Origin of the sequence: Sandarakinorhabdus sp. DWP1-3-1, assembly GCF_049896705.1 — a bacterium.
Taxonomy (GTDB): Bacteria; Pseudomonadota; Alphaproteobacteria; order Sphingomonadales; family Sphingomonadaceae; genus Sandarakinorhabdus.
The window spans coordinates 408,170-428,800 of sequence record NZ_JAFCUV010000002.1 but is presented as its reverse complement, the minus strand read 5'-3'; the positions used below and the strand labels follow the sequence as shown (position 1 = coordinate 428,800).

The following is a 20,631-nucleotide window of genomic DNA, read 5'->3' as shown; positions in this document are numbered from 1 at the left end:
GACGTTTTGGCGAGCCCCTATGCGGCCCGCACCAGCGTGCCGATGCCGCGCCGGGTGAAGATTTCCAGCAGCATGGCATGGCCGATGCGCCCGTCGAGGATGACCGCCGCATCGACGCCGGCGTTGACCGCGGCAACGCAGGTTTCGAGCTTGGGGATCATGCCGCCGGTGATCGTGCCGTCGGCGACCAGCGCGGCGACGCCGGCGGGGGTCAGGTCGCTCTGCAGGCTGCCGTCCTTGCCCAGCACGCCGGCGACATCGGTGAGCAGGAAAAACCGCGACGCCCCCAGCGCCGCGGCGATCGCCCCGGCCATGGTATCGGCGTTGATATTGTAGGTGTGGCCATCCGCGCCGACGGCAACCGGCGCGATCACCGGCACGATGCCGGCGGCGAGCAGCGTGTCGATGATGGCGCGGTCGACGCTTTCGGGTTCACCGACGAAACCCAGGTCGACGACCTGTTCGATGGCGCTGCCCGGGTCGCGGGTGGTGCGCTCCACCTTCACGGCGCGCACCAGGCCCGCATCCTTGCCCGAAATGCCCGCGGCGCGGCCGCCGGCGCGTTCGATCCAGGCGACGAGTTCCTTGTTGATCGATCCGGCGAGCACCATTTCCGCCACCTGCGCCGTTTCTGCATCAGTGACGCGCAGGCCATCGACGAAGCGGCTTTCGATGCCCAGCCGCTTCAGCATCGCGCCGATCTGCGGGCCGCCGCCATGAACGACGACGGGCAGGATGCCGATCGCCTTCAACAGCACGATATCCTCGGCGAAATCCTGCGCCAGCGCCGCGTCACCCATGGCATGGCCGCCATATTTGACGACGAAGATCTTGCCGGCATAGCGCTGCAGATAAGGCAACGCCTCGATCAGCGTCTCCGTCTTGGCGAGCATTTCGGGATCGGGGGCGTGCGACATGGTCGCGTCTATAGGGGTCAGCAGCGGCGATGACGACAGGATATTCGGGCGGCGGATCACGCAGCCGGGGGAAGGTGGAGCACCAGGTTGCCGCCGACCGGGACGGCGCCCCAGCGAACGGTCAGCTCGCCGAGCCGGGAGCGGATCGCTGCCAGTGTCGCCGCTGTCAGGTCGAGCGCTGCATCGCCGCGCGCGTCACAGGTGGTGCGATAGAGCGCGATGAATTCGGCATCGGGGACCGGGCCGCTCCAGGCCTCGGCCTGCACCGTCTCGACGAGGCGCTCGACGGCGCGGGCGTGGGGATCGTCGGCGCCGGCCTGGAAGCTGCTGTCGCCGCCGGCCGCGATGCCACCGAGAAAGCCCAGGCTCTCGACCTCAGCCTCCACCGCGAAATGCACCATGTCGTGGGGCACGATGCCCTGTTTCGGGCAGGCGATCGCCGGCTGCGCCCCGGCGGCGGTGACGATGTCGAGGCGGTCGTACTTGCCGCTGCCCTTGGTGAAGGTGAGGTGCATGGCGGCGCCATATCATGGTGACAGCGCCGGGCACCAGAGGCGGCGCCGGGCGTTCAGCATGGCACGGATACCGCATCCGCCTGGCCCGCGCTGCCCTATGCCGACTGGCAGGACAGCGCCGCGACCCTGCAATTGTGGACGCAGGTCGTCGGCAAGGTGCGGCTGGCGCTGACGCCCTGGTTGAACCACGGCTGGCAGGTCGCGCTGTACGTGACGGCGCGCGGCATCGGCACCGGGCCGATCCCCGCCGGCGACGACGTGATCGACATGGAGTTCGATTTCCTGGCGCACGACCTGGTCTGCCGGACAAGCCGTGGCCAGATCGCCAAGGTGGCGCTGCGGCCGCGGTCGGTGGCCGATTTCTACACCGATCTGATGGCGCAGCTGGCAACGCTGGGCGTCACCGTTGCCATCGACACGATGCCCAACGAGGTCGCCGACCCGATCGCGTTCCCTGACGACCATATCCACGCATCCTACGACGCCGTGGCGGTCGAGCGCTTCTGGCGTGCGCTGCTGCGCATCGACAGCGTGTTCAAACTGTTCCGCAGCGGCTTTCTCGGCAAGGCCAGCCCGGTGCACCTGTTCTGGGGCAGTTTCGATCTTGCCGTGACGCGCTTTTCGGGCCGGCCGGCGCCGCTGCATCCCGGCGGCGTGCCCGGCCTGCCCGACCGGGTGACGCCGGAGGCCTATTCCCACGAAGTCAGCAGCGCCGGCTTCTGGGCGGGCAGCGCGGCATTTCCGGAAGCCGCCTTCTATTCCTATGCCTATCCGGCACCGGCGGGTTTCGGCGACCGGCCGATGCCGGCCGGCGCGCGCTTCGACGCGGCCATGGGGGAATATATCCTGCCCTATGAAGCGGTGCGCATGGCGCCGGACCCGCAGGCGCTGCTGCTTGCCTTCCTCGACGCGACCTATGCGGCCGCGGCCGATCTCGGCAGCTGGGACCGCACCGCGCTCGAATACGCCCCGGGCGTGCCCGGCGTACCGCGCGCGATCCCGGGCGACACGTCGACCTAGGCGGCGGCTTCCACCCGGTGCAGCGCGCACTGGCCCCAAATGTCGCTCAGGGCGCGAACGAGGCGATCGATGTCGTCGTCGCTGTGGACCGGACCCGGCGTGATGCGCAGCCGCTCGGTGCCGACCGGCACGGTCGGATAGTTGATCGGCTGGACATAGATGCCGTGGTTTTCCATCAGCCAGTCGCTGATCATCTTGGCTTTCTTGGCGTCGCCGACCATGACCGGGATGATGTGGCTGGGGTTCTCGATCTGCGGAATGCCCATGGCGCGCAGCGCGGCGCGGACCTTGGCAACCCGCTCCTGCTGGCGCTTGCGCTCGAACGGGCTGGCCTTCAGGTGGCGGACGCTGGCGAGCGCCCCGGCGGCGATCGCCGGCGGCAGCGCGGTGGTGAAGATGAAGCCCGAAGCAAAGCTGCGGACGAAATCGCACATCGCCTTGGATCCGGCGATATAGCCGCCGACGACGCCGAACGCCTTGCCCAGCGTGCCCTCGATGACCGTCAGACGGTCCATCAGGCCTTCGCGCTCGGCGACGCCGCCGCCCCGCGGGCCGTACATGCCGACGGCATGGACTTCGTCGATATAGGTCATCGCGCCATGCTTTTCGCAGACCTCGATGATCTCCTTGATGGGGGCGATGTCGCCGTCCATCGAATAGACGCTTTCGAAGGCGACGAGCTTGGGCCGGCCCGGTTCGACCGAGGCGAGCAGCCGGTCGAGGTCGGCGACGTCGTTGTGCTTGAACTTCAGGCATTCGGCGCGGCTGTGGCGGATGCCCTCGATCATCGAGGCATGGTTCAGCGCGTCGGACAGCACGACGCAATTGGGCAGCTTCGATGCCAGCGTGCCGAGCGCCGCCCAGTTCGAGACATAGCCCGAGGTGAACAGCAGCGCGTCTTCCTTACCGTGCAGGTCGGCAAGCTCGATCTCGAGCTGGCGATGGGCGTGCATGGTGCCCGAGATATTGCGGGTGCCGCCCGCGCCCGCACCGGAACGATCGAGTTCCTCGTGCATGGCATCGATGACATCGGGGTGCTGGCCCATGCCGAGATAATCGTTGGAGCACCAGACGGTCACCTCCTGGGTGCCGTTCTCGAGATGCCGGGTAGCGCGCGGGTACGACCCCCGCTGGCGCTGGAGTTCGGCGAAGACGCGGTAGTTTCCGCGTTCCTTCAGGCCGTCTAGAGCAGCCTGGAAGTGGGCTTCATAATCCATTTATATCTCCCCGAACCCTTATTGCCCTGCAGTTTCAAGGGCGGCAAGCCCATTCACGCGCCCGCTCATGCCGGTATGACCGGTTGGTTCGGCCTCCCGCGGATCAACCATTTGGCGATGATTCGCAACAGGTACATCCCCCTGCGACGCCATCGCCCAGCGGAACAGCGCCGTGTCCTGCCACGGCACGACAAGGAAACCATGCTCGATGAAGGCCAGCACGACCAGTGCAAAGGCCAGCGCATAGCCGGTGGCGAGGCCATCTTCCGCCGCCAGGGCGGCGGTGCCGAGCCAGGCGGCCAGTATCGAGATCAGCGTCAGGCTGAGCACGAAGAAACCGCTGGCCGGCCGGATGCGGAAATAGCTGGCGAGATAGCGCATGTGATCGGGCATCATCTCGGTCGACAGGTGCGGCACGCCGGCAAAGATGTTGAACTTGGCCGACAGGCGCATGACGAACAGCAGCACGAAGGTCAGCGTCGCGGTCTGGTTGGGCTGGCCCCAGGTCGCGGCGGCGATAACCAGCACGGTCAGGAACATCGCGACCTCGTGATGGATCAGCGTCGCCGCGGCGAGCCGGAATCGCCGCCAGCCGCGCGCATCGGGCGGGCACGGCAGCCGGTTGGGGCCGGTGACAAAGCCCATCAGGAAGCTCAATTCATGCCAGCCCCACAGCACCAGCGCACAGGCAAAGGCCGCGTATGCCGCGGCGCTGCCGGTCATCGGCGCCGTGGCGATGATCCCCGCCATGGCAAAGCCGCTGGCGACGGTGGCGCCGACGAGGCTTGCCGGCCAGGTCGTCGCCGGCAGGCGGTCGAGCCACAGCACGAACCCGGTGGCGACGAACCACAGCACGGTCGCGAACAGCAGGGGCAAGGCGAGCGCGGACAAGCTGATTACCAGGCGGGCTGGAGCCGGATGGTGGCGGGCAGCGCGGTCGCCTGCGTCGGCTGGGTATAGAGCCGCAGGAAGGTGACGCCGGCGGCCAGTGTCAGCCCATAGCGCTTCAGCGTGCCGCCGATGCCGCCCTGCGCGCGTGCCGCCTCGATGCCGACCGAGATCCCGCGCATCTTTTCAAGCAGCGCGCGGAACCGCGGCGCATCGGTGTCGAGCGCCAGCGGGAAGACCTGGGCGGTGATCTGGGTGGTGATGTTGAACACCTTGAACCCATATTCGGTCGGATCGATGCCGAACGCCTCGTACAGCGCCGGACGGTTGTGATCGCGGACGTACATGGTGGTGTAGACGGCGACGAGGAAGAAGCGGATCCACAGCTTGTTGTAGCCGCTGAGCAGCTTGGGATCGGCGCGCATCAGCAGGGCAAAGGCCTCGCCGTGGCGGAACTCGTCGTTGCACCATTCCTCGAACCATTTGAAGATCGGGTGGAAACGCATTTCCGGATGGCGCTCGAGGTGGCGGAAGATGGTGATGTAGCGCGCATAGCCGATCTTTTCCGACAGATAGGTCGCGTAATAGATGAATTTCGGGCGGAAATAGGTGTATTTCTTGGTCTTGGTGAGAAAGCCGAGGTCAATGCCGATCCCGGCGTCCTTCAGGCTGTCGTTGATGAAGCCGGCGTGGCGCGATTCATCGCGGGCCATCAGCTTGAACAGCGCCTTGGCATCGGGATTCTTCATGCGCTTGGCGATTTCGGCATAAAGGATGCAGCCCGAAAATTCGGACGTCATCGACGAAACCAGGAAATCGGTGAATTCGCGGCGCAGTTCGGGATCGAGGCGATCGATGGCGCCGTCGAATTCCGGGGTGCGCTTGAAGTGCCGCTTGTTGGGGTCGGCGGTCATCTCGGCGATCAGCGCGTCCCATTCGGCGCGCACCGGGGTCACGTCGATACGCTCCATCGCGTCGTAATCGGTGGTGTAGAACCGCGGGCTGAGGACCGTATCCTCGGTCGCGATCGCCATCGCGTCGTCTTTGGTGATCGGCGTATGCGCGTTCATCGCACCTTCTCCGAGCTGAATGTGATTTCGTACAGTTCCGTCAGGTCGAACTGCGCCCGCAGCCGCGTCCACCATTGCGCCACAAGACCGGCGCGCGAAACCGTAGCACGACGTCGCAGCGTGATCGATTCGCCGAACGGGATGCGCACCGGCGCACCATGCACCCGGACCTGGTCGCCGGGGCCGATGGCGACATCGCCGTCGAGCTCGACATGGGCATGCAACGCCTCGGCGGTGTGTTCCACCGCGATCGTGCAGCCGGTTTCCCAGCTTTCCCGGGTGAACAGCCGGGTCATGCCGGCCCGCCGTCCGCCGCCACTTCGCCGGGCCTGGCCGCGCGCCCGACGCTGGTGTTGTCGGTCGGCCGGGCAGGCCCGCGCTCGGCGAGCTTCACGGTGCTTTCGACGATCCGCGTGCCCGGCACCAGCAGCTGGGCAAAGGCGGCGCGATTGGTGGTGCCGAAGCTGCCGAGCTCGATGATGCGGCCGGTCGAGCCGTCCTTCAGCGTCAGCGCACCATCGGACCATTGCGTCACGGTGACGGCACCATCGCGCGGCACCTCGTGGAGCATGCGTTCGCGCATCAGGCCGCGCATCACGCCGCGGATGAAGCCGCTGTTGGAGCCGGGCTCGAGCACCAGCGCGACCTGTTTGGTCTGCGCATCGCTCGCGATCAGCGCGCCGTCCTTGCGATCGGCGAAGACGAAATCGCGCGTCTTGACGACGGCCACCTGCTGTTCGGCGCGGATCTGCGGTGCGGTTTCCCGCGCCGGCAGCACGCCCAGGCGCACGCCGAAGACGATGACGAGGGTGATGCCGACGATACCGCCGGCCGCCCACAGCACGCCCGCCGGAAATTTCTCGTCCTGGAAATGGCTCATGCCGCCACCCCGATCGGCTGCGCGTCGCTCGGTGTCGGCACTGCGGCGGCAACGGGGCGATGCCTTGCCGGATCGGCCTTGGCCAGCGTTTCGGCGAGCAGCGGCACCAGCGCATCGGGCACGGCGCGCAGCATCGGCTGCGGCGTACCGACCTTCCAGGGCCGCACATGCGGCCACATCTGCAGCCAGCCGAGCGGGAAACGGCCGTGCATCTTCAAGGCGATATCGGCGTGGCCGAGGCCGGCCGGCTTAAGGTCGGCGCTTTCGACCAGCGCCAGCGGCAGGTTCACGCATTTCGGCAGCGCCATGCCGAAGCGCATGACGATGCGCTTGTTGGTGAGCGTGTAGACGGTGCTGCGCGCCTGCAGCCAGGCGAGGCCGACGAGCAGCCCGAGGCCAAGCGCCGCGACGCCGACGGTGATCGCGGCACCGAGCAGCCCGGTACCGCCGGCAACGAACGCCAGCATGGCCACGAAAGCGAACCAGACAGCGACGAGGCGCGTGTGGAACACGCTCCGCGCCAGCCCCTGCCAGGCCGGCGAACCCTGCCAGACGATCGCCTCGTCCTTCGGCAGGTCGCCCGGCAGGCCTTTTACCGGCTCGATCTCATGTTCCATCATCACAGCAGCGGCTCCGATCGCGCCGGCGTCGCCCAGAGATAGCCGGCGCCGAAATAGGCCTGGATCTTGTCTTCCTCGAGCAGGGTGATCTGGTCGTTCGACGCCAGTCGCGGCACGCCCGCGAACTGCGCCCCGGTGACGGCATCGACATGGACACGGCGCGACGACAGGCGGACCACCTGCATCGGCACGATGGCGGTGCCGCCCTCGGTCAACGCGACCTCGAGATAGCGGACGACATGTTCCGACCGGTCGACCCAGATGTCGCGCACGGTGCCGGCGATGACATCGTCGAGCCCGGTCACCGGCAGGCCGCGCGGATCGGTGTCGCGCGCCTCGGTGATGATATGTTCGGCGATGCGCATCGGCACGATCCGCGGTTCGTTGTGCATGTCCACATCGGGCCGATCGGCGCGCAGCGCGTAGGCGGCGGGACCAAGGCCCGAGCTGAGCAGGTCACCGACGACATCGAGCGGTTCGCCCGACGTGCGGCGCGGCAGCACATTGGTCGGCATCGCGTCGCGCGGCACCGCCTCGGGCGAATAGATGCCGCGGTCGAACGGCAGCTTGAAGAACTTCGGCTTGCTGAAATCGAGCCGGCCGACATCGTCCCCGACCTGGCCGGTCAGGTCATGCTCGAGCGGATAGCCCTCGCGGCGGCTTTCGCGGTTCAGGTACCAGACCAGGCAGAGGAAGAAGCCGAAGAACAGGTAGAAGACCAGCTCCGCAACGTCGAGCCCTCCCACGATGATGACATTGGACATTGCTTGTCTCCCCTCAGGTTGGGAATTCGGTCAGGCCGAAACGGGCGCGGTGGGAAACGTCCGGGGTCCGCCGCGCCAGCGGGCCAAGGGCGATAAGGGTGGCGAACAGCAACGCGATCTCGATGTGCCAGACGAAACTGTAGCCGCTGGCGGCATCGACAAAGCCTTCGCCCAGCCGGCCCGACATGGCAAGCGCATCGAAACCGTCGCGCAGCGAGCCCGACAGCAGGATGGCGACGCCGGCGGCACTCGCCTGCACCGACCCCCAGGCGCCGAGCGCCAGGCCCGATTTGCCGGCGATGGCAAGATTCATGCACGAGATCAGCGTGCCGACGGCGAACAACCCGCCGCCGAGCCCGATGCCGAAGGTGCCGACCCCCAGCACGGCGGCCGAATGCAGCGGCGCCGACAGGACGACGGTGGCAAAGGCCATGACCCCGACCAGCACGCCATAGCCGGCGACGCGATAGGGATCGGCGTGCAGCCGGCCATCGAGATTGTCGAGCGCGCGGGCGGCGAAGGCGAAGCCGGCGATCATGCCCGCCGACCACAGCGCCGACAGTGCCGTCGTCTGCCCGACGCTGAGCCCGAGGACATGGCCACCATAGGGTTCGAGCAGGATATCCTGCATGGCAAAGCCGGCGGCGCCGAGACCGAGCGCGACGAGCAGCCGGCGCGTCCGGGCCGGCGCGACGAACGCCGCCCATTCGGCCGAGAAATCGGCATCGGGGTCACGGCGCGTGCCGCCGAAGACCCGGGCTTCCTGTTTCCACAGCGCGACCACGTTGATGAGGACGGTCAGCACGGCGGTGCCCTGGATGACCGCGACCAGCCGGGTCGGTTCGAAATCGGCGAGCAGGCGGCCGAGCACCAGCGAGCTGACGAACATGCCGGCGAGGAACATCACATAGAGCAGCCCGACGACCCGCGGCCGCTTTTCCTCGGTCGACAGGTCGGTGGCCAGCGCCAGGCCGGCGGTCTGCGCCGTCGCCATGCCGGCGCCGACGAACAGGAAGGCGAGGCAGGCGCCGGCGACGCCAAGGCCGGGGCCGCCGATGGCGCCCTTTCCGGTCATCAGCAGCAGCGCGAACGGCATCAGCGCCAGACCGCCGAACTGCATCATCGTGCCGAACCAGATATAGGGCACCCGCTTCCAGCCGAGCACCGAGACATGATTGTCGGATTTGTGCCCGATCAGCGCCCGCGCCGGGGCGAACAGCAGCGGGATCGCGACCATGACGGCCACAAGCGCCGCCGGCACGCCGAGTTCGACGATCATCACGCGGTTGAGGGTGAAGTTGATCAGCACGAACGCCATGCCCACCGACACCTGGAACAGCGACAGCCGCAGCAGGCGCGACAGCGGCAGGTCGACACTGGCGGCATCGGCGAACGGCAGGAACTTGGTGCCCAGCCGCATCCACAGGCCGGCACCCTTTTCGGGCAGGCGCAAGGCAGCGCGGCCGATCATGCCGTCAGCACCTCCTGGGCATGGCTGGTGTAGAAACCGCGGCTGACGCGCTGGTCACGGCCCATGCGCGCCGCGGGCAGCGCCCGGCTGAAGCGCGAACGTAGATTGTCATGGCTGACCGGAATGATCGACGGCGAGCGGTCGGATTTCGGAAAGAACTGCCCCACCGCCCGCGCCGTGCGCAGCAGCGGCGTCCCCGGCGCAAAGGTGAAGATCAGGCTTTTGCGCGCGCGTTCCGCCAGCCCGGCGGCGGCGGTGGCGATCTGGTCGGCCTCGTAATGGATCAGCACATCCATCGAGACGATATGGTCGAAAGTGCCCAGCCGTGGGTCGAGCATGTCGCCGGACAGGAACTGCACCTTGCCATGAACATCCCTGGGCGCCCGCTCGACGGCGATCGAGATCAGCTGCGGCGACACGTCGATGCCGACGACATCGGCCCCGCGCCGCGCCGCTTCGATGGCCAGCGCGCCCGTCCCGCAACCGGCGTCGAGGATCCGCCGCCCGGTCAGGTCCTGCGGCAGCCATGACAACAGCATGTTGCGCATGTCCTCGCGGCCGGCGCGGACGGTGGCGCGGATCTTCGACACCGGCGCATCGCTAGTCAGCGCCGTCCAGGCATCGAACGCCGTGCGGTCGAAATATTCCTCCAGCCGGACGCGCTTGGCGTCCCAGCCGGGGCTCATGGTCGAGGCGGCCGCCTTGCTCATTCGAAGCCGAGGAACTCGAAGATGTCGCGGTCCTTCATCGGATTGGCTTCGAGCGGCCGGGTGCCGGCCCAGAGCGTCGCCGCCAGGCGCTTGTACTCGTTGCAGACGGCCTCGATCTCGGGCGTCGAATCCATTTCGAAGATCGTGCATTTCTTCAGCCGGGAGCGCCGGATGGCGTCGAGATCGGGAAAATGCGCCAGCGTCTCAAGGCCGGTGGCGGCGCAGAAACGGTCGATCTCGTCGGTCTGGGCCGAACGGTTGGCGATGACGCCGGCCATGCGGACTTCATAGTTCTTGGATTTGGCCTTGATGGCGGCAACGATGCGATTCATCGCGAAGATGCTGTCGAAATCATTGGCGGCGACGACCAGCGCGCGATCGGCGTGCTGCAGCGGCGCTGCGAATCCACCACACACGACATCGCCGAGCACGTCGAAGATGACGACGTCGGTTTCCTCGAGCAGGTGATGCTGCTTCAACAGCTTGACCGTCTGGCCGACGACATAGCCGCCGCAGCCGGTACCGGCCGGCGGACCACCCGCCTCGACGCACATGACGCCGTTATAGCCCTCGAACATGTAATCCTCGGGCCGCAGTTCCTCATGGTGGAACTCGACGGTTTCGAGGACGTCGATGACCGTCGGCATCAGCTTCTTGGTCAGCGTGAAGGTCGAATCATGCTTGGGGTCGCAGCCGATCTGCAGCACCCGCTTGCCGAGCAGCGAGAAGGCCGCGGACAGGTTCGACGATGTCGTCGACTTGCCGATGCCGCCCTTGCCATAGACGGCGAACACCTTGGCGTTGCCGATCTTCATGTTCGGGTCGAGGCTGACCTGCAGGCTGCCTTCGCCATCGGGCGGGGTGACCTTGGGCCGTTCGAGATCCAGCAATCCCATAATCTTACCTCAAGCCGCCTGTTGCACGCCGCCGGATATCCCTTCCAGGATATCCTCCGCCGCGTCGGTCGCCGCATAGAGCGCTGCCAGGGTGGCAGCGTCCGGCGACCAGTAGTTGCGTTCCGATGCCTCGATCAGCCGGTTGGCGACCTTGGCGGCAGCGCGCGGGTTCATCTCGGCGATGCGGTTGCGCATCGTTTCGTCGAGAACATAGGCCTCGGTGATGCGCTGGTATACCCAGGGATCGACCTCGCCGGTCGTCGCCGACCAGCCCATCGTCGTCGTCACCGCCGCCTCGATCTGGCGCACGCCCTCGTAACCGTGGCGCAGCAGGCCTTCCTGCCACACCGGGTTGAGGATACGGGTGCGGGTTTCGAGCGCGACCTGTTCGTTGAGCGAGCGCACCTTGCCGGCCCCTTGCGTCTGGTCGCCGATGTAGACGGGCGCCGATTCGCCGCCCTTGGCACGCGTAATGGCGCGGCTGATGCCGCCCAATGTGTCGACATACTGGTCGATCGCGGTGATGCCCAGTTCAACCGATTCAAGGTTCTGATAGGCGCAATCGACGGTCTTCAGCGCCGATGCCAGCAGCCCGGCCTGGCGGACGGGCTCGCCCTTTACGCCATAGGCAAAGCCCTTTTGCCGCTCGTAGCAGTCGGCGAGTTCGTTGGGGTCGGTCCAGCCGCTCGAATCGATCAGCAAATTGACGTTGGCGCCATAGGCCCCTTCGGCATTGGAATAGACCCGCAGCGCCGCGGTTTCGAGGTCGCAGCCATGTTCGGCGGCATGCGCCAGGCTGTGCCTGCGGACGAAGTTCATCGTCGTCGGCTCGTCGGCCTCGGCGGCGAGCAGCGCCGCCTGCGCCAGCATCCGCGTCTGCAGCGGCAGCAGGTCGCGGAACACGCCCGACAAAGTGACGACGACATCGATGCGCGGCCGGCCAAGCTCGGCCAGACTGATCAGCTCGGCACCGGCGAGGCGGTTATAGCTGTCGAAGCGCGGCCGGGCGCCGATCAGCGCCAGCGCCTGGGCCAGCTGCGCGCCTTCGGATTTCAGATTATCGGTGCCCCACAGCACCATCGCGACGGTTTCGGGGATATGCCCCGAATCGGCGAGGCTGCGGTCGACGATGCGCTGGGCCTGGGCGAAACCGTCGCGGACAGCGAAGGCCGACGGCAGCCGGAACGGATCGAAGCCATGAATGTTGCGGCCGGTCGGCAGGATCTCAGGGGACCGCAGCAGGTCTCCACCTGAAACCGGCCGGACATAGTTGCCGGCAAGGGCATGGACGAGGCCGTCGAGTTCGTGATTGGTCGCCAGGGCATCGTTCAGCGCCACGAGATCGCGCAACAGCGGCGAATCCGGGTTGATGGAGCCATCAAGGATTTTTGCGATGGTTTCCGCCGAAACCGGCACGTCGCGGGTCGTCGCCACCGCCGCCAGCATGTCGGCGCGTTCCTCCGGCGTTGCCGCGCGGCCCGCGACATGCAGCCCCTGCGGGATCAATTCGCGTTCGATTTCATAGAGGTTGGCCGCCAAAGCCGGCACGTCGCTGCCGTCGAGATCGAGCGCCGCCGCCTGTTCGGCGATGATTTCGCCCAGCGGCGCCAGTTCATCGCTGCCCGGATCGGCGCTGCGCCAGCGTTCGACGGTCGCCTTCAGGTCGGCAAGGCCCTTGTAGATGCCCGAATTGGTCAGCGCCGGGGTCAGATAGCTGACCAGGGTCGCCGCCGAACGCCGCTTGGCGAGCACGCCTTCCGACGGATTGTTGGCGGCATAGAGATAGATGTTGGGCAGATCGCCGATCAGGCGCTCCGGCCAGCACTTCGCGGTCAGCCCGGTCTGCTTGCCGGGCATGAATTCCAGGCTGCCATGGGTGCCGAAATGCAGCACGGCATGGGCCTGGAAATCGTTGCGAAGCCAGCGGTAGAAGGCCATGAAGGCATGGGTCGGTGCAAAACGGCCCTCGAACAGCAGCCGCATCGGGTCGCCTTCATAGCCGAGCGCGGGCTGGATGCCGACGAAGACGTTGCCGAACTGCGCGCCGAGGATGAAGACATTCTGCCCGTCGGTCTGGAACTTGCCTGGCGCGGGGCCCCATTCGGCCTCGATTTCGGCAAGGAATGGCTCGTTGGCGACGATGGTTTCCGCCGGAACCTTGGCATGGACATTGGCTTCCATGCCGTGGCGCTGGGCATTGCCCTGCAGAATGCGGCTGCGCACCTCGTCGGCGGTGGCCGGCACGTCGACGTCATAGCCCTCGGCGTGCAGGCGCTTCAGCGTTTCGTGCAGCGATTCGAACACCGCGAGGAACTGCGCGGTGCCGGCGGCGCCACCATTGGGCGGGAAATTGAACAGCACGACGCCGATCTTGCGCTGCGCTGCCTCGACGCGGCGCAGGTCGACCAGCTTGACCATGCGCGCCGCCAGTGCCTCGGCGCGTTCCGGGCAGGCCTGCATGGCACGGACCTGGCCACCGGTGGCCCAGGTGCAGCCACGTTCGCAGCCGGTGCAGGCGGCATCGGTGCCATCCGAACGCCCGCCGAAAACCATCGGCGTGGTGCCGCCGTCGAGCTCGGGAATGGCGATCATGATCGTCGATTCGAGCGGCAGCAGCCCCTGGCGATTGGCGCCCCAGCCCTGCAGCGACTGGAACTCGACCGGATGGGCGGCGATGTACGGGCGATCGAGGCGTGCCAGTATCTCTTCCGCGGCCGTGGAGTCGTTATAGGCGGGGCCACCGACCAGGCTGAAACCGGTCAGGTTGATGACGGCATCGACCGTCGCGACGCCGTCCTGCATGAACAGCGTCTCGATCACCGGGCGCGCATCGAGACCGCCGGCGAACGCCGGGATGACGTTGAGGCCGCGGGCTTCGAGCGCCCGGATGACGCCGTCATAATGGTTGGCGTCGTTGCCGAGCACATAGGAGCGCAGCAGCACCAGGCCGACGGTGCCGGCATCGGGTTTCCGCGCCGGCAGATCGGCGAGTTTCTCGCTCATCCGGTGCGGCAGATCGGGGTGATAGATGCCGACATCGGGATAATCGCGCGGCAGATCGGCCTTGAAACTGCCGCGCAGCGACGCCCGCGGCCCGGCGGCATATCGATCGACCAACGCCCGCACCATGGCAAAGGCATTGTCATCGGACCCGGCCAGCCAATACTGCAGCGTCAGGAAATAGGCGCGCACGTCCTGCGCCGTCCCCGGCACCCATTTCAGCAGCTTGGGCAGCCGCCGCAGCACCGCCATCTGGGCGGCGCCGCTGTTCGGCGCGCCTTCCTTCGACGAGCCGCGCAGCTTTTTCAGCCACCCCAAGGGCCCTTTCGGCGGCGCATCCATGCGGTAGTCGCCCATACGCGTCATCTTGACGATCTCGCTGGCCGACATGATGCCGATCATCGCGTCACAGGCCTCGCGGCGGGCCTCCAGCGCCGGCTTGATGGCGCGGATCTGGTCCTCGAGGAAGATCATCGAGGTCAGGATGATGTCACCCCGGGCAATATCGGCCCGCGCGGCGGCCAGCTTGGCCTCGTCTTCCCAGTCGGCAGCGGCATGGAAACCGATGCTGACGCCGGGCTGTTCGGCGGTGAAACGCGCCCGGGCGCGCTGGATGGCCCCCGACAGGTGGTTGTCGAGCGTGATGATCACCACCCGGACTTCGGGCGCGCCGTGCGTCGGGGGGGTGTCAGCGCGCATAATGGGCCTTGGCCTCGTACAGCGTTTCAACGGTGATGGCGGTGACGCCCTTTTCGTTGGCGTAGCGTTCGGTGTTCCGCTTGGCCTTGCCACGGACAAAGAACGGGATCTTCATCAGCTCGCGCTCGGCGTCGGGCTGCCAGCCTTCGGCCTCTGCGACTACGGGCGCGATTTCGATCGGTTCTTCAATGGTTTCCAGCTTGATGGCGTGACCGCCGCCGTGGCCGAGATGGCTCGGACCATTGGCGTCCGAAAACTCAAAATCGTCGCGGAACATGGTGAGCAGGTGCTCCTCCAGCCCCATCACCAACGGATGGACCCAGGTGTCGAAGATCACGTTCGCGCCTTCGAAACCCATCTGCGGGCTGTGGCGCGCCGGGAAATCCTGGACATGGACGGGGGCGGAGATGACCGCACAGGGCAGCCTCAGCCGCTTGGCGATGTGGCGCTCCATCTGGGTGCCGAGCACCAGCTCGCAATTGGCGGCGGCGATGGCATCCTCGACGACGAGATAATCGTCGGTGATCAGCGGCTCGACGCCATATTTGGCGGCCGCGGTGCGAATATCGCGCGCGAATTCACGGTTGTAGCAGCCGAGCCCGACGACCTCGAAGCCGAGTTCCTCGGATGCGATGCGCGCCGCGGCGACGGCATGGGTCGCATCACCGAAGATGAAGACCCGCTTGCCGGTGAGATAGGTCGAATCGACCGAGCGCGACCACCAGGGCATGCGGCCTGCATCGGGGTCGACAGGCGCCTCGATGCCGGCAATCGCGCAGACCTCGGCGATGAATTCGCGGGTGGCGTTGACGCCGATCGGGATGGTTTTCGTATATTTCTGGCCAAAGGTCTTTTCGAGCCAGCGCGCCGCCTCATGGGCGATTTCGGGATAGAGCACGACGTTGAAATCCGCCTCGCCCAGCCCGGTGATGGCCGACGGCGTCGACCCCATCGGCGCGCAGACATGGATATCGATACCAAGGCTATTCAACAGCTTGGTCACCTCGACGATATCGTCGCGATGGCGGAAGCCCAGCGCCGTGGGCCCGAGCAGGTTGGCGCGCAGCCGGCGGCCGTCCCGCGCCGGCGCCTTGCGGCCCTTGTCGGCAAGCTGCCGCACGATCTGGTAGAAGGTCTCCGCAGCGCCCCAATTTTCCTTGTGGGAATAGCTCGGCAGATCGAGCGCGATGATCGGGCACGGCAGGCCCATGGTCAGCGCGAGGCCGGCGGGATCGTCCTGGATCAGCTCGGCGGTGCACGACGCGCCGACAATCATCGCCTCGGGCTGAAAACGCTCATAGGCGTCGCGCGCCGATTTCTGGAACAATTCGGCGGTATCGGTGCCGAGATCGCGCGCCTGGAAGGTCGTATAGGTCACCGGCGGCCGCTCGCCGCGGCGCTCGATCATCGTGAACAGCAGGTCGGCATAGGTGTCGCCCTGCGGCGCGTGCAGCACATAGTGCAGCCCCTTCATGCCGGTGGCGACGCGCATCGCCCCGACATGCGGCGGGCCTTCATATGTCCAGACGGTCAATTGCACCGGGTCACACCATCAACTTGTCGCGGCGGACGAGCGGCCGCGCAAAGAGTTCGGCGAGATCCCCCGCCTGTTCAAAGCCATGGACCGGCGAGAACACCAGCTCGATCGCCCACTTCGTCGAGAGGCCCTCGCGCTCCAGCGGATTGGCGAGGCCGAGACCACAGACCGTCAGGTCGGGACGCGCGGCGCGGACCCGGTCGAGCTGCTTGTCGACATCCTGGCCTTCGGAAATCTGGGTGCCGGCGGGCAGCGCCGCGAGATCGTCGGCAAGATGGCCCCGGTGCAGGTAAGGCGTGCCGACCTCGACGATCGTCATGCCCAGTTCGGCGGCAAGGAAGCGTGCCAGCGGCACCTCGAGCTGCGAATCGGGCATGAAGAAGATCGATTTGCCCTGGAGCCGCTCGGCATGGCGGGCCAGCGCGCGCTTGGCGCGTTCGCGGCCCGGCGCGACGACGCTGCGGAAATGCATCTCGTCGATGCCGAATTCGGTGGCGGCGGCGTGCAGCCAGGCCGTGGTGCCCTCGGCACCGAAGGGGAACATCGCCGGCAGATGGACGGCGCCGCGTGTCTCCAGCGCCCGCGCGGTGTCGCCGAGGAACGGCTGGGCGAGCAGGAAACGCGTCCCCGGGCCGACGCCGGGCAGGTCCTTGGCCCGGCGCGGCGGCAGCGTGTCGACACGCTTGATGCCGAGCTCGGCGAACAGGCGGCGGAACTGGTCCTCGACGATGTCGGGCAGCGCGCCGACGATGAGCAGCTGGTCGGCCGCTTCCTCGCGCATTTCGGGGACGAGCGCCGCAAGGCAGGCGTCTTCCCCCTGCGTGAACGTCGTTTCGATGCCGCTGCCCGAATAGTTGAGGATGCGGACATTGGGCGCATGGGTAACGTTCAGCCGCTCGGCGGCGCGGCTCAGGTCGAGCTTGATGACTTCGCTGGGGCAGGAGCCGACGAGGAACAGCAGCTTGATCTCCGGCCGGCGCGCCAGCAGGCGATGGACGACCTTGTCGAGTTCCTCATTGGCGTCGGCAAGGCCGGCCAGGTCGCGCTCCTCGATGATCGCGGTGCCGAACCGCGGCTCGGCAAAGACCATGACGCCCGCGGCCGATTGCAGCAGATGGGCACAGGTGCGGCTGCCGACGACCAGGAAAAACGCATCCTGGACCTTCCTGTGCAGCCAGACGATGCCGGTCAGTCCGCAGAAAACTTCGCGTTGCCCGCGCTCGCGCAAGACCGGCGGCGAGTCGATCCGGGCGGCGGGAGCCAGCGCCACGGTCATGCGGCCACCGCCGTTGCCGTTTCGGAATTTGTGTCGCCGGCGACCTGCAGCCGCGCCATGCGCAGCTTCCAGATGAACTGGCCGGCGTTGACGACATAGGTGGCATAGGCCGCGAGCGCGAGCAGCATCAGTTGCCGATCATCGAGCCAGCCGCCGAACAACGCCACCAGATAGGCAGTGTGCAGCGCGATCACCAGCATCGAGAAGACATCCTCCCAATAGAAGGACGGCGCGAACAAATAGCGGCCGAAGACGACTTTCTCCCAGATCGCGCCGGTGATCATGATGGTGTAGAGCGCCATTGTCTTGACGACGACCGACCAGATGGCGGCGTCGTGATGTTCGCCGGTGCGCAAGTAATTGACGACAAGGTACAGGCTGACGCCGAAGATCAGGAACTGCACAGGCGCCAGCACGCCCTGCACCAGCGTCCAGGGCGACGCGTCGCGGCGGGCACGTTCCTCGGCCGTATATAACGGCCGATTTCCCTGCTTCGTCACTGCCTTGTTCACTTGCGTGGTCACGCCGTCACTCCCCTACCATCGAAACCTACCACCCCCCGGAAGAGTGTCAACCTGACTTTACGTCAAAAAGATTTGACATATCATTGTGCAGCGCACACTCATGGTCTTGCAGCCAAGGAAGCGGGTCGATAGCCTTGCGACATGGGGATTCAGCATTTCGGCAGCAGCCGAACACTCAGGGCCAGTCGCACGATGTGGCGGGTCGTGACATGACGTCGATGCTCGACATCGTTGCAGAGGCGCGCATTGCCGCCAGCCGCGGCTGGGACCGTGCCCGGCGCGCCGCCTTTCGAACGCGCGAGGGCGCCAGCCCCGATGCCCTTGCCCGTGTCATCGAATCCGACATCATCCCGCGCCTGCTGCTTGCCCATGGCAACCCCGGGATGCCGATGCCGATCGTCGCCATGCCGAACGCCGGCATTCCCGACGGCTATGCCGACCAGTTCGCCGCCGCGACCCTGACCGAGGAAGTGGCACCGCTGCTCGCCCGCGTCGAGGCGCTGATGGCCAATGGCGTCAGCGTGGAAACCGCCTATCTGCATCTGCTGGCGCCCGCCGCTCGCCGACTCGGCAGCTGGTGGGACGAGGATGCCTGCGATTTCGTCGACGTGACGATGGGGCTGTGGCGGCTGCAGGAGATCGTCCACGCGTTGTCGGCGCTGCTGCCCGGCATTGCGCCGATCGAGGGCGTCGACCGCCGCGCCCTGTTCGCCCCGGCTCCAGGCGAACAGCATGGCTTCGGCGCCATCATCGTGGAGGAATTTTTCCGCCGCGCCGGCTGGCAGACCTGGAGCGCCCCGGCGCTCGATGAGGACGAACTGGTGGCGCTTGCCGCCGGCCGCTCGTTCGACATCATCGGCATCACCGTCAGCGTCGAACGCCATGCCGCCCCGCTGGCGCGCACGATCGGCGCCATTCGCCGCGCGTCGCGCAATCCGGCCGTGCTGGTGCTCGTCGGGGGCCGTGTCTTCACCGAACAGCCGGCATTGGCGACCGAGATCGGCGCCGACGGCACCGCCGCTGACGGACAGCTGGCGGTCACCCTCGCCGAAACACTGCTCACCCGGCGGCTCGCGGCCGGCACATCTGTTGCGCGGGACACGTTGTAATTTCTGGCTTCGATATCCACCTGCGATAATTCGCGACAGCACAGGAGATGGCCCGCACCAACCATGGACGCGCGCACGGCCACACACCGGCACCGCACGACGGAAACGTTGTCGGGAGGCCTTGCCGCCCTGCCGGCGGATGTCGCCACCCAGGCGCTGGCGGCGGCGTGTGACATCACCCTGGTGATCGACGGCAAGGGCATCATCCGTGATGTCAGCATCGGTGGTGACGAGCTTTCCGGGCACGGCTTCGACGAATGGGTCGATCGGCCCTGGGCCGATACGGTGGCGCCCGAGAACCGCGGCAAGATCGATGAGATGCTGGCGGGCGGCGGTGTCCCCGGGCGCTGGCGCCAGGTCAATCACGAGACACCTTCCGGCGACCTGCCTGTCCGCTATCTGGCGATGCCGAGCGGCCGTGATGGCGGCTTCGTTGCCATTGGGCGCGATGTGCGGGCAACCGCTGCCATGCAGCAGCGGCTGTTGCGGGCCCAGCAGGCGATGGAGCGCGACTCGCTGCGCCTGCGCCAGCTCGAGGCGCGGTACCGCCTGCTGTTCGACAGTGCACCCGAAGCGATTATCGTCATCGATGCCACCAGCCGGCGCCTGCTGGAGGCCAATCCGGCGGCCCGCCGTATCGCCGGCCTGGGCGCCGGCCCGCTCGATTCGTCACCCTTTACCGCAATCATCCATCCCGACGATCGCGATGCGGCAATCGCCCTTGTCGGCGCCGCGGCAGCCGCCGAACAGCGCCACCCCGGCCGGCTGCGGCTTGCGGATGGCCAGCCGGCGCGCGTATCGGCGACGTTGTACCGGCAGGATCGCGGCAACGCCTTGCTGGTGCGTATGGTCCCACTGTCGACGCCCGGTATCTCCGTATCCGACCGGCCGCTCGATGAGGTGCTGGAGCGGATGCCCGATGCCTTTGTGCTTACCGACGGCACGCTGAACATTCTCGCCGCCAACGGCGCATTTCTCGACCTGGTCCAGCAGCCGCGCCGCGACGATGTCCGCGGCCGGGCGCTGACGACGTTCCTTGGCCGGCCAGGTATCGACGTCGCGCTGCTCGAATCGCAGCTGCGCGAGCATGGCAGCGTGCGCGGCTTTGCAACGGTGGTGCACGGCAGTGGCGGATCCGAAGCCGAAGTCGAGGTGTCGGCGGTGACAACCGAAGACGCCGGCGCGGTCCGCCACGGCTTAAGCCTGCGGGTCGTCGGCCGCCCGCCCGTGGTCGTGGCCGATGACCGGCAGGTGCCACGATCGGTCGAGCAGTTGACTGAGCTGGTCGGGCGGGTTTCGCTGAAGGAAATCGTCCGCGAATCGACCGATCTCATCGAGCGTCTGTGCATCGAGGCGGCGCTTACCTACACGTCGGACAACCGCGCTTCGGCCGCCGAGATCCTCGGCCTATCGCGGCAGAGCCTTTATTCGAAGCTCCACCGTCATGGACTTGGGAACCTGTCGGACAACGACTAGCGCGGACGGCATATTTGCCGCCTTTCTGTCGCCCAATTTCGT

At 66.9% G+C, this 20,631-nt stretch carries 19 protein-coding genes; 3 read left to right on the top strand and 16 right to left on the bottom strand.

Going from position 1 to position 20,631, the window contains the following annotated elements:
• Window positions 1-17: 17 nt before the first annotated feature.
• Together argB and ACP7AI_RS11495 are read right to left on the bottom strand one after the other, a co-directional pair.
• Window positions 18-917, bottom strand: coding sequence for an acetylglutamate kinase (gene argB, locus ACP7AI_RS11500; RefSeq protein ID WP_426168329.1), 900 nt, complete (start codon window positions 915-917; stop codon window positions 18-20).
• A 56-nt stretch (window positions 918-973) separates the two neighbouring features.
• A complete protein-coding gene (locus ACP7AI_RS11495) occupies window positions 974-1,432 on the bottom strand; it encodes a hypothetical protein (protein ID WP_426167445.1) in 459 nt (152 codons plus the stop codon).
• A 90-nt stretch (window positions 1,433-1,522) separates the two neighbouring features.
• On the opposite strand from ACP7AI_RS11495, the gene ACP7AI_RS11490 reads away from it, so the two are divergent.
• Window positions 1,523-2,452: a DUF5996 family protein gene (locus ACP7AI_RS11490; RefSeq protein WP_426168327.1), complete on the top strand. Its 930-nt coding sequence runs from the start codon at window positions 1,523-1,525 to the stop codon at window positions 2,450-2,452.
• Here the strand turns inward: ACP7AI_RS11490 and hemA are convergent.
• The 14 genes from hemA to bchF are packed head-to-tail and all read right to left on the bottom strand — an operon-like array spanning window position 2,449 to window position 18,004.
• The gene (gene hemA / locus ACP7AI_RS11485; protein WP_426167443.1) at window positions 2,449-3,669 is read right to left on the bottom strand and encodes a 5-aminolevulinate synthase; all 1,221 of its coding nucleotides are present in this window, start codon (window positions 3,667-3,669) and stop codon (window positions 2,449-2,451) included. The genes ACP7AI_RS11490 and hemA overlap by 4 nt on opposite strands.
• Window positions 3,670-3,687: 18 nt before the next feature.
• The gene (puhE, locus tag ACP7AI_RS11480; protein WP_426167441.1) at window positions 3,688-4,560 is read right to left on the bottom strand and encodes a putative photosynthetic complex assembly protein PuhE; all 873 of its coding nucleotides are present in this window, start codon (window positions 4,558-4,560) and stop codon (window positions 3,688-3,690) included.
• A gap of 5 nt (window positions 4,561-4,565) precedes the next feature.
• A complete protein-coding gene (acsF, locus tag ACP7AI_RS11475) occupies window positions 4,566-5,627 on the bottom strand; it encodes a magnesium-protoporphyrin IX monomethyl ester (oxidative) cyclase (RefSeq protein ID WP_426167439.1) in 1,062 nt (353 codons plus the stop codon).
• Window positions 5,624-5,923 carry a hypothetical protein gene (locus ACP7AI_RS11470; RefSeq protein ID WP_426167437.1) on the bottom strand — a complete coding sequence of 100 codons (300 nt, stop codon included), beginning with the start codon at window positions 5,921-5,923 and terminating at the stop codon, window positions 5,624-5,626. Before ACP7AI_RS11470 ends, acsF begins: the two co-directional genes overlap by 4 nt.
• Window positions 5,920-6,507, bottom strand: a complete 588-nt coding sequence (gene puhC / locus ACP7AI_RS11465; protein WP_426167435.1) for a photosynthetic complex assembly protein PuhC — start codon at window positions 6,505-6,507, stop codon at window positions 5,920-5,922. Before puhC ends, ACP7AI_RS11470 begins: the two co-directional genes overlap by 4 nt.
• Window positions 6,504-7,127, bottom strand: a complete 624-nt coding sequence (puhB, locus tag ACP7AI_RS11460; protein ID WP_426168325.1) for a photosynthetic complex putative assembly protein PuhB — start codon at window positions 7,125-7,127, stop codon at window positions 6,504-6,506. The genes puhC and puhB overlap by 4 nt, the downstream gene beginning before the upstream one ends.
• Window positions 7,127-7,891 carry a photosynthetic reaction center subunit H gene (puhA, locus tag ACP7AI_RS11455; protein ID WP_426167433.1) on the bottom strand — a complete coding sequence of 255 codons (765 nt, stop codon included), beginning with the start codon at window positions 7,889-7,891 and terminating at the stop codon, window positions 7,127-7,129. Before puhA ends, puhB begins: the two co-directional genes overlap by 1 nt.
• A gap of 13 nt (window positions 7,892-7,904) precedes the next feature.
• Window positions 7,905-9,362 carry a BCD family MFS transporter gene (locus ACP7AI_RS11450; RefSeq protein WP_426167432.1) on the bottom strand — a complete coding sequence of 486 codons (1,458 nt, stop codon included), beginning with the start codon at window positions 9,360-9,362 and terminating at the stop codon, window positions 7,905-7,907.
• The gene (gene bchM, locus ACP7AI_RS11445) at window positions 9,359-10,048 is read right to left on the bottom strand and encodes a magnesium protoporphyrin IX methyltransferase (RefSeq protein WP_426167430.1); all 690 of its coding nucleotides are present in this window, start codon (window positions 10,046-10,048) and stop codon (window positions 9,359-9,361) included. Before bchM ends, ACP7AI_RS11450 begins: the two co-directional genes overlap by 4 nt.
• 20 nt (window positions 10,049-10,068) lie before the next feature.
• On the bottom strand, window positions 10,069-10,968 hold the full coding sequence (gene bchL / locus ACP7AI_RS11440; RefSeq protein WP_426167428.1) for a ferredoxin:protochlorophyllide reductase (ATP-dependent) iron-sulfur ATP-binding protein: 900 nt from the start codon (window positions 10,966-10,968) through the stop codon (window positions 10,069-10,071).
• A 9-nt stretch (window positions 10,969-10,977) separates the two neighbouring features.
• Window positions 10,978-14,667 (bottom strand): magnesium chelatase subunit H, encoded by a 3,690-nt coding sequence (locus ACP7AI_RS11435; protein ID WP_426167426.1) that lies wholly within the window; start codon window positions 14,665-14,667, stop codon window positions 10,978-10,980.
• Window positions 14,657-16,207 (bottom strand): ferredoxin:protochlorophyllide reductase (ATP-dependent) subunit B, encoded by a 1,551-nt coding sequence (gene bchB, locus ACP7AI_RS11430; RefSeq protein WP_426167424.1) that lies wholly within the window; start codon window positions 16,205-16,207, stop codon window positions 14,657-14,659. The genes ACP7AI_RS11435 and bchB overlap by 11 nt, the downstream gene beginning before the upstream one ends.
• A gap of 4 nt (window positions 16,208-16,211) precedes the next feature.
• The gene (locus ACP7AI_RS11425) at window positions 16,212-17,480 is read right to left on the bottom strand and encodes a ferredoxin:protochlorophyllide reductase (ATP-dependent) subunit N (protein WP_426167422.1); all 1,269 of its coding nucleotides are present in this window, start codon (window positions 17,478-17,480) and stop codon (window positions 16,212-16,214) included.
• Window positions 17,477-18,004, bottom strand: coding sequence for a 2-vinyl bacteriochlorophyllide hydratase (gene bchF / locus ACP7AI_RS11420; protein ID WP_426167420.1), 528 nt, complete (start codon window positions 18,002-18,004; stop codon window positions 17,477-17,479). The genes ACP7AI_RS11425 and bchF overlap by 4 nt, the downstream gene beginning before the upstream one ends.
• 209 nt (window positions 18,005-18,213) lie before the next feature.
• Between bchF and ACP7AI_RS11415 the strand changes: the two genes are divergently transcribed.
• Both ACP7AI_RS11415 and ppsR read left to right on the top strand, forming a co-directional pair.
• Window positions 18,214-19,113, top strand: coding sequence for a cobalamin B12-binding domain-containing protein (locus ACP7AI_RS11415; protein WP_426167418.1), 900 nt, complete (start codon window positions 18,214-18,216; stop codon window positions 19,111-19,113).
• Between the two features lie 63 nt (window positions 19,114-19,176).
• On the top strand, window positions 19,177-20,589 hold the full coding sequence (ppsR, locus tag ACP7AI_RS11410) for a transcriptional regulator PpsR (protein WP_426167416.1): 1,413 nt from the start codon (window positions 19,177-19,179) through the stop codon (window positions 20,587-20,589).
• Window positions 20,590-20,631: the final 42 nt, after the last annotated feature.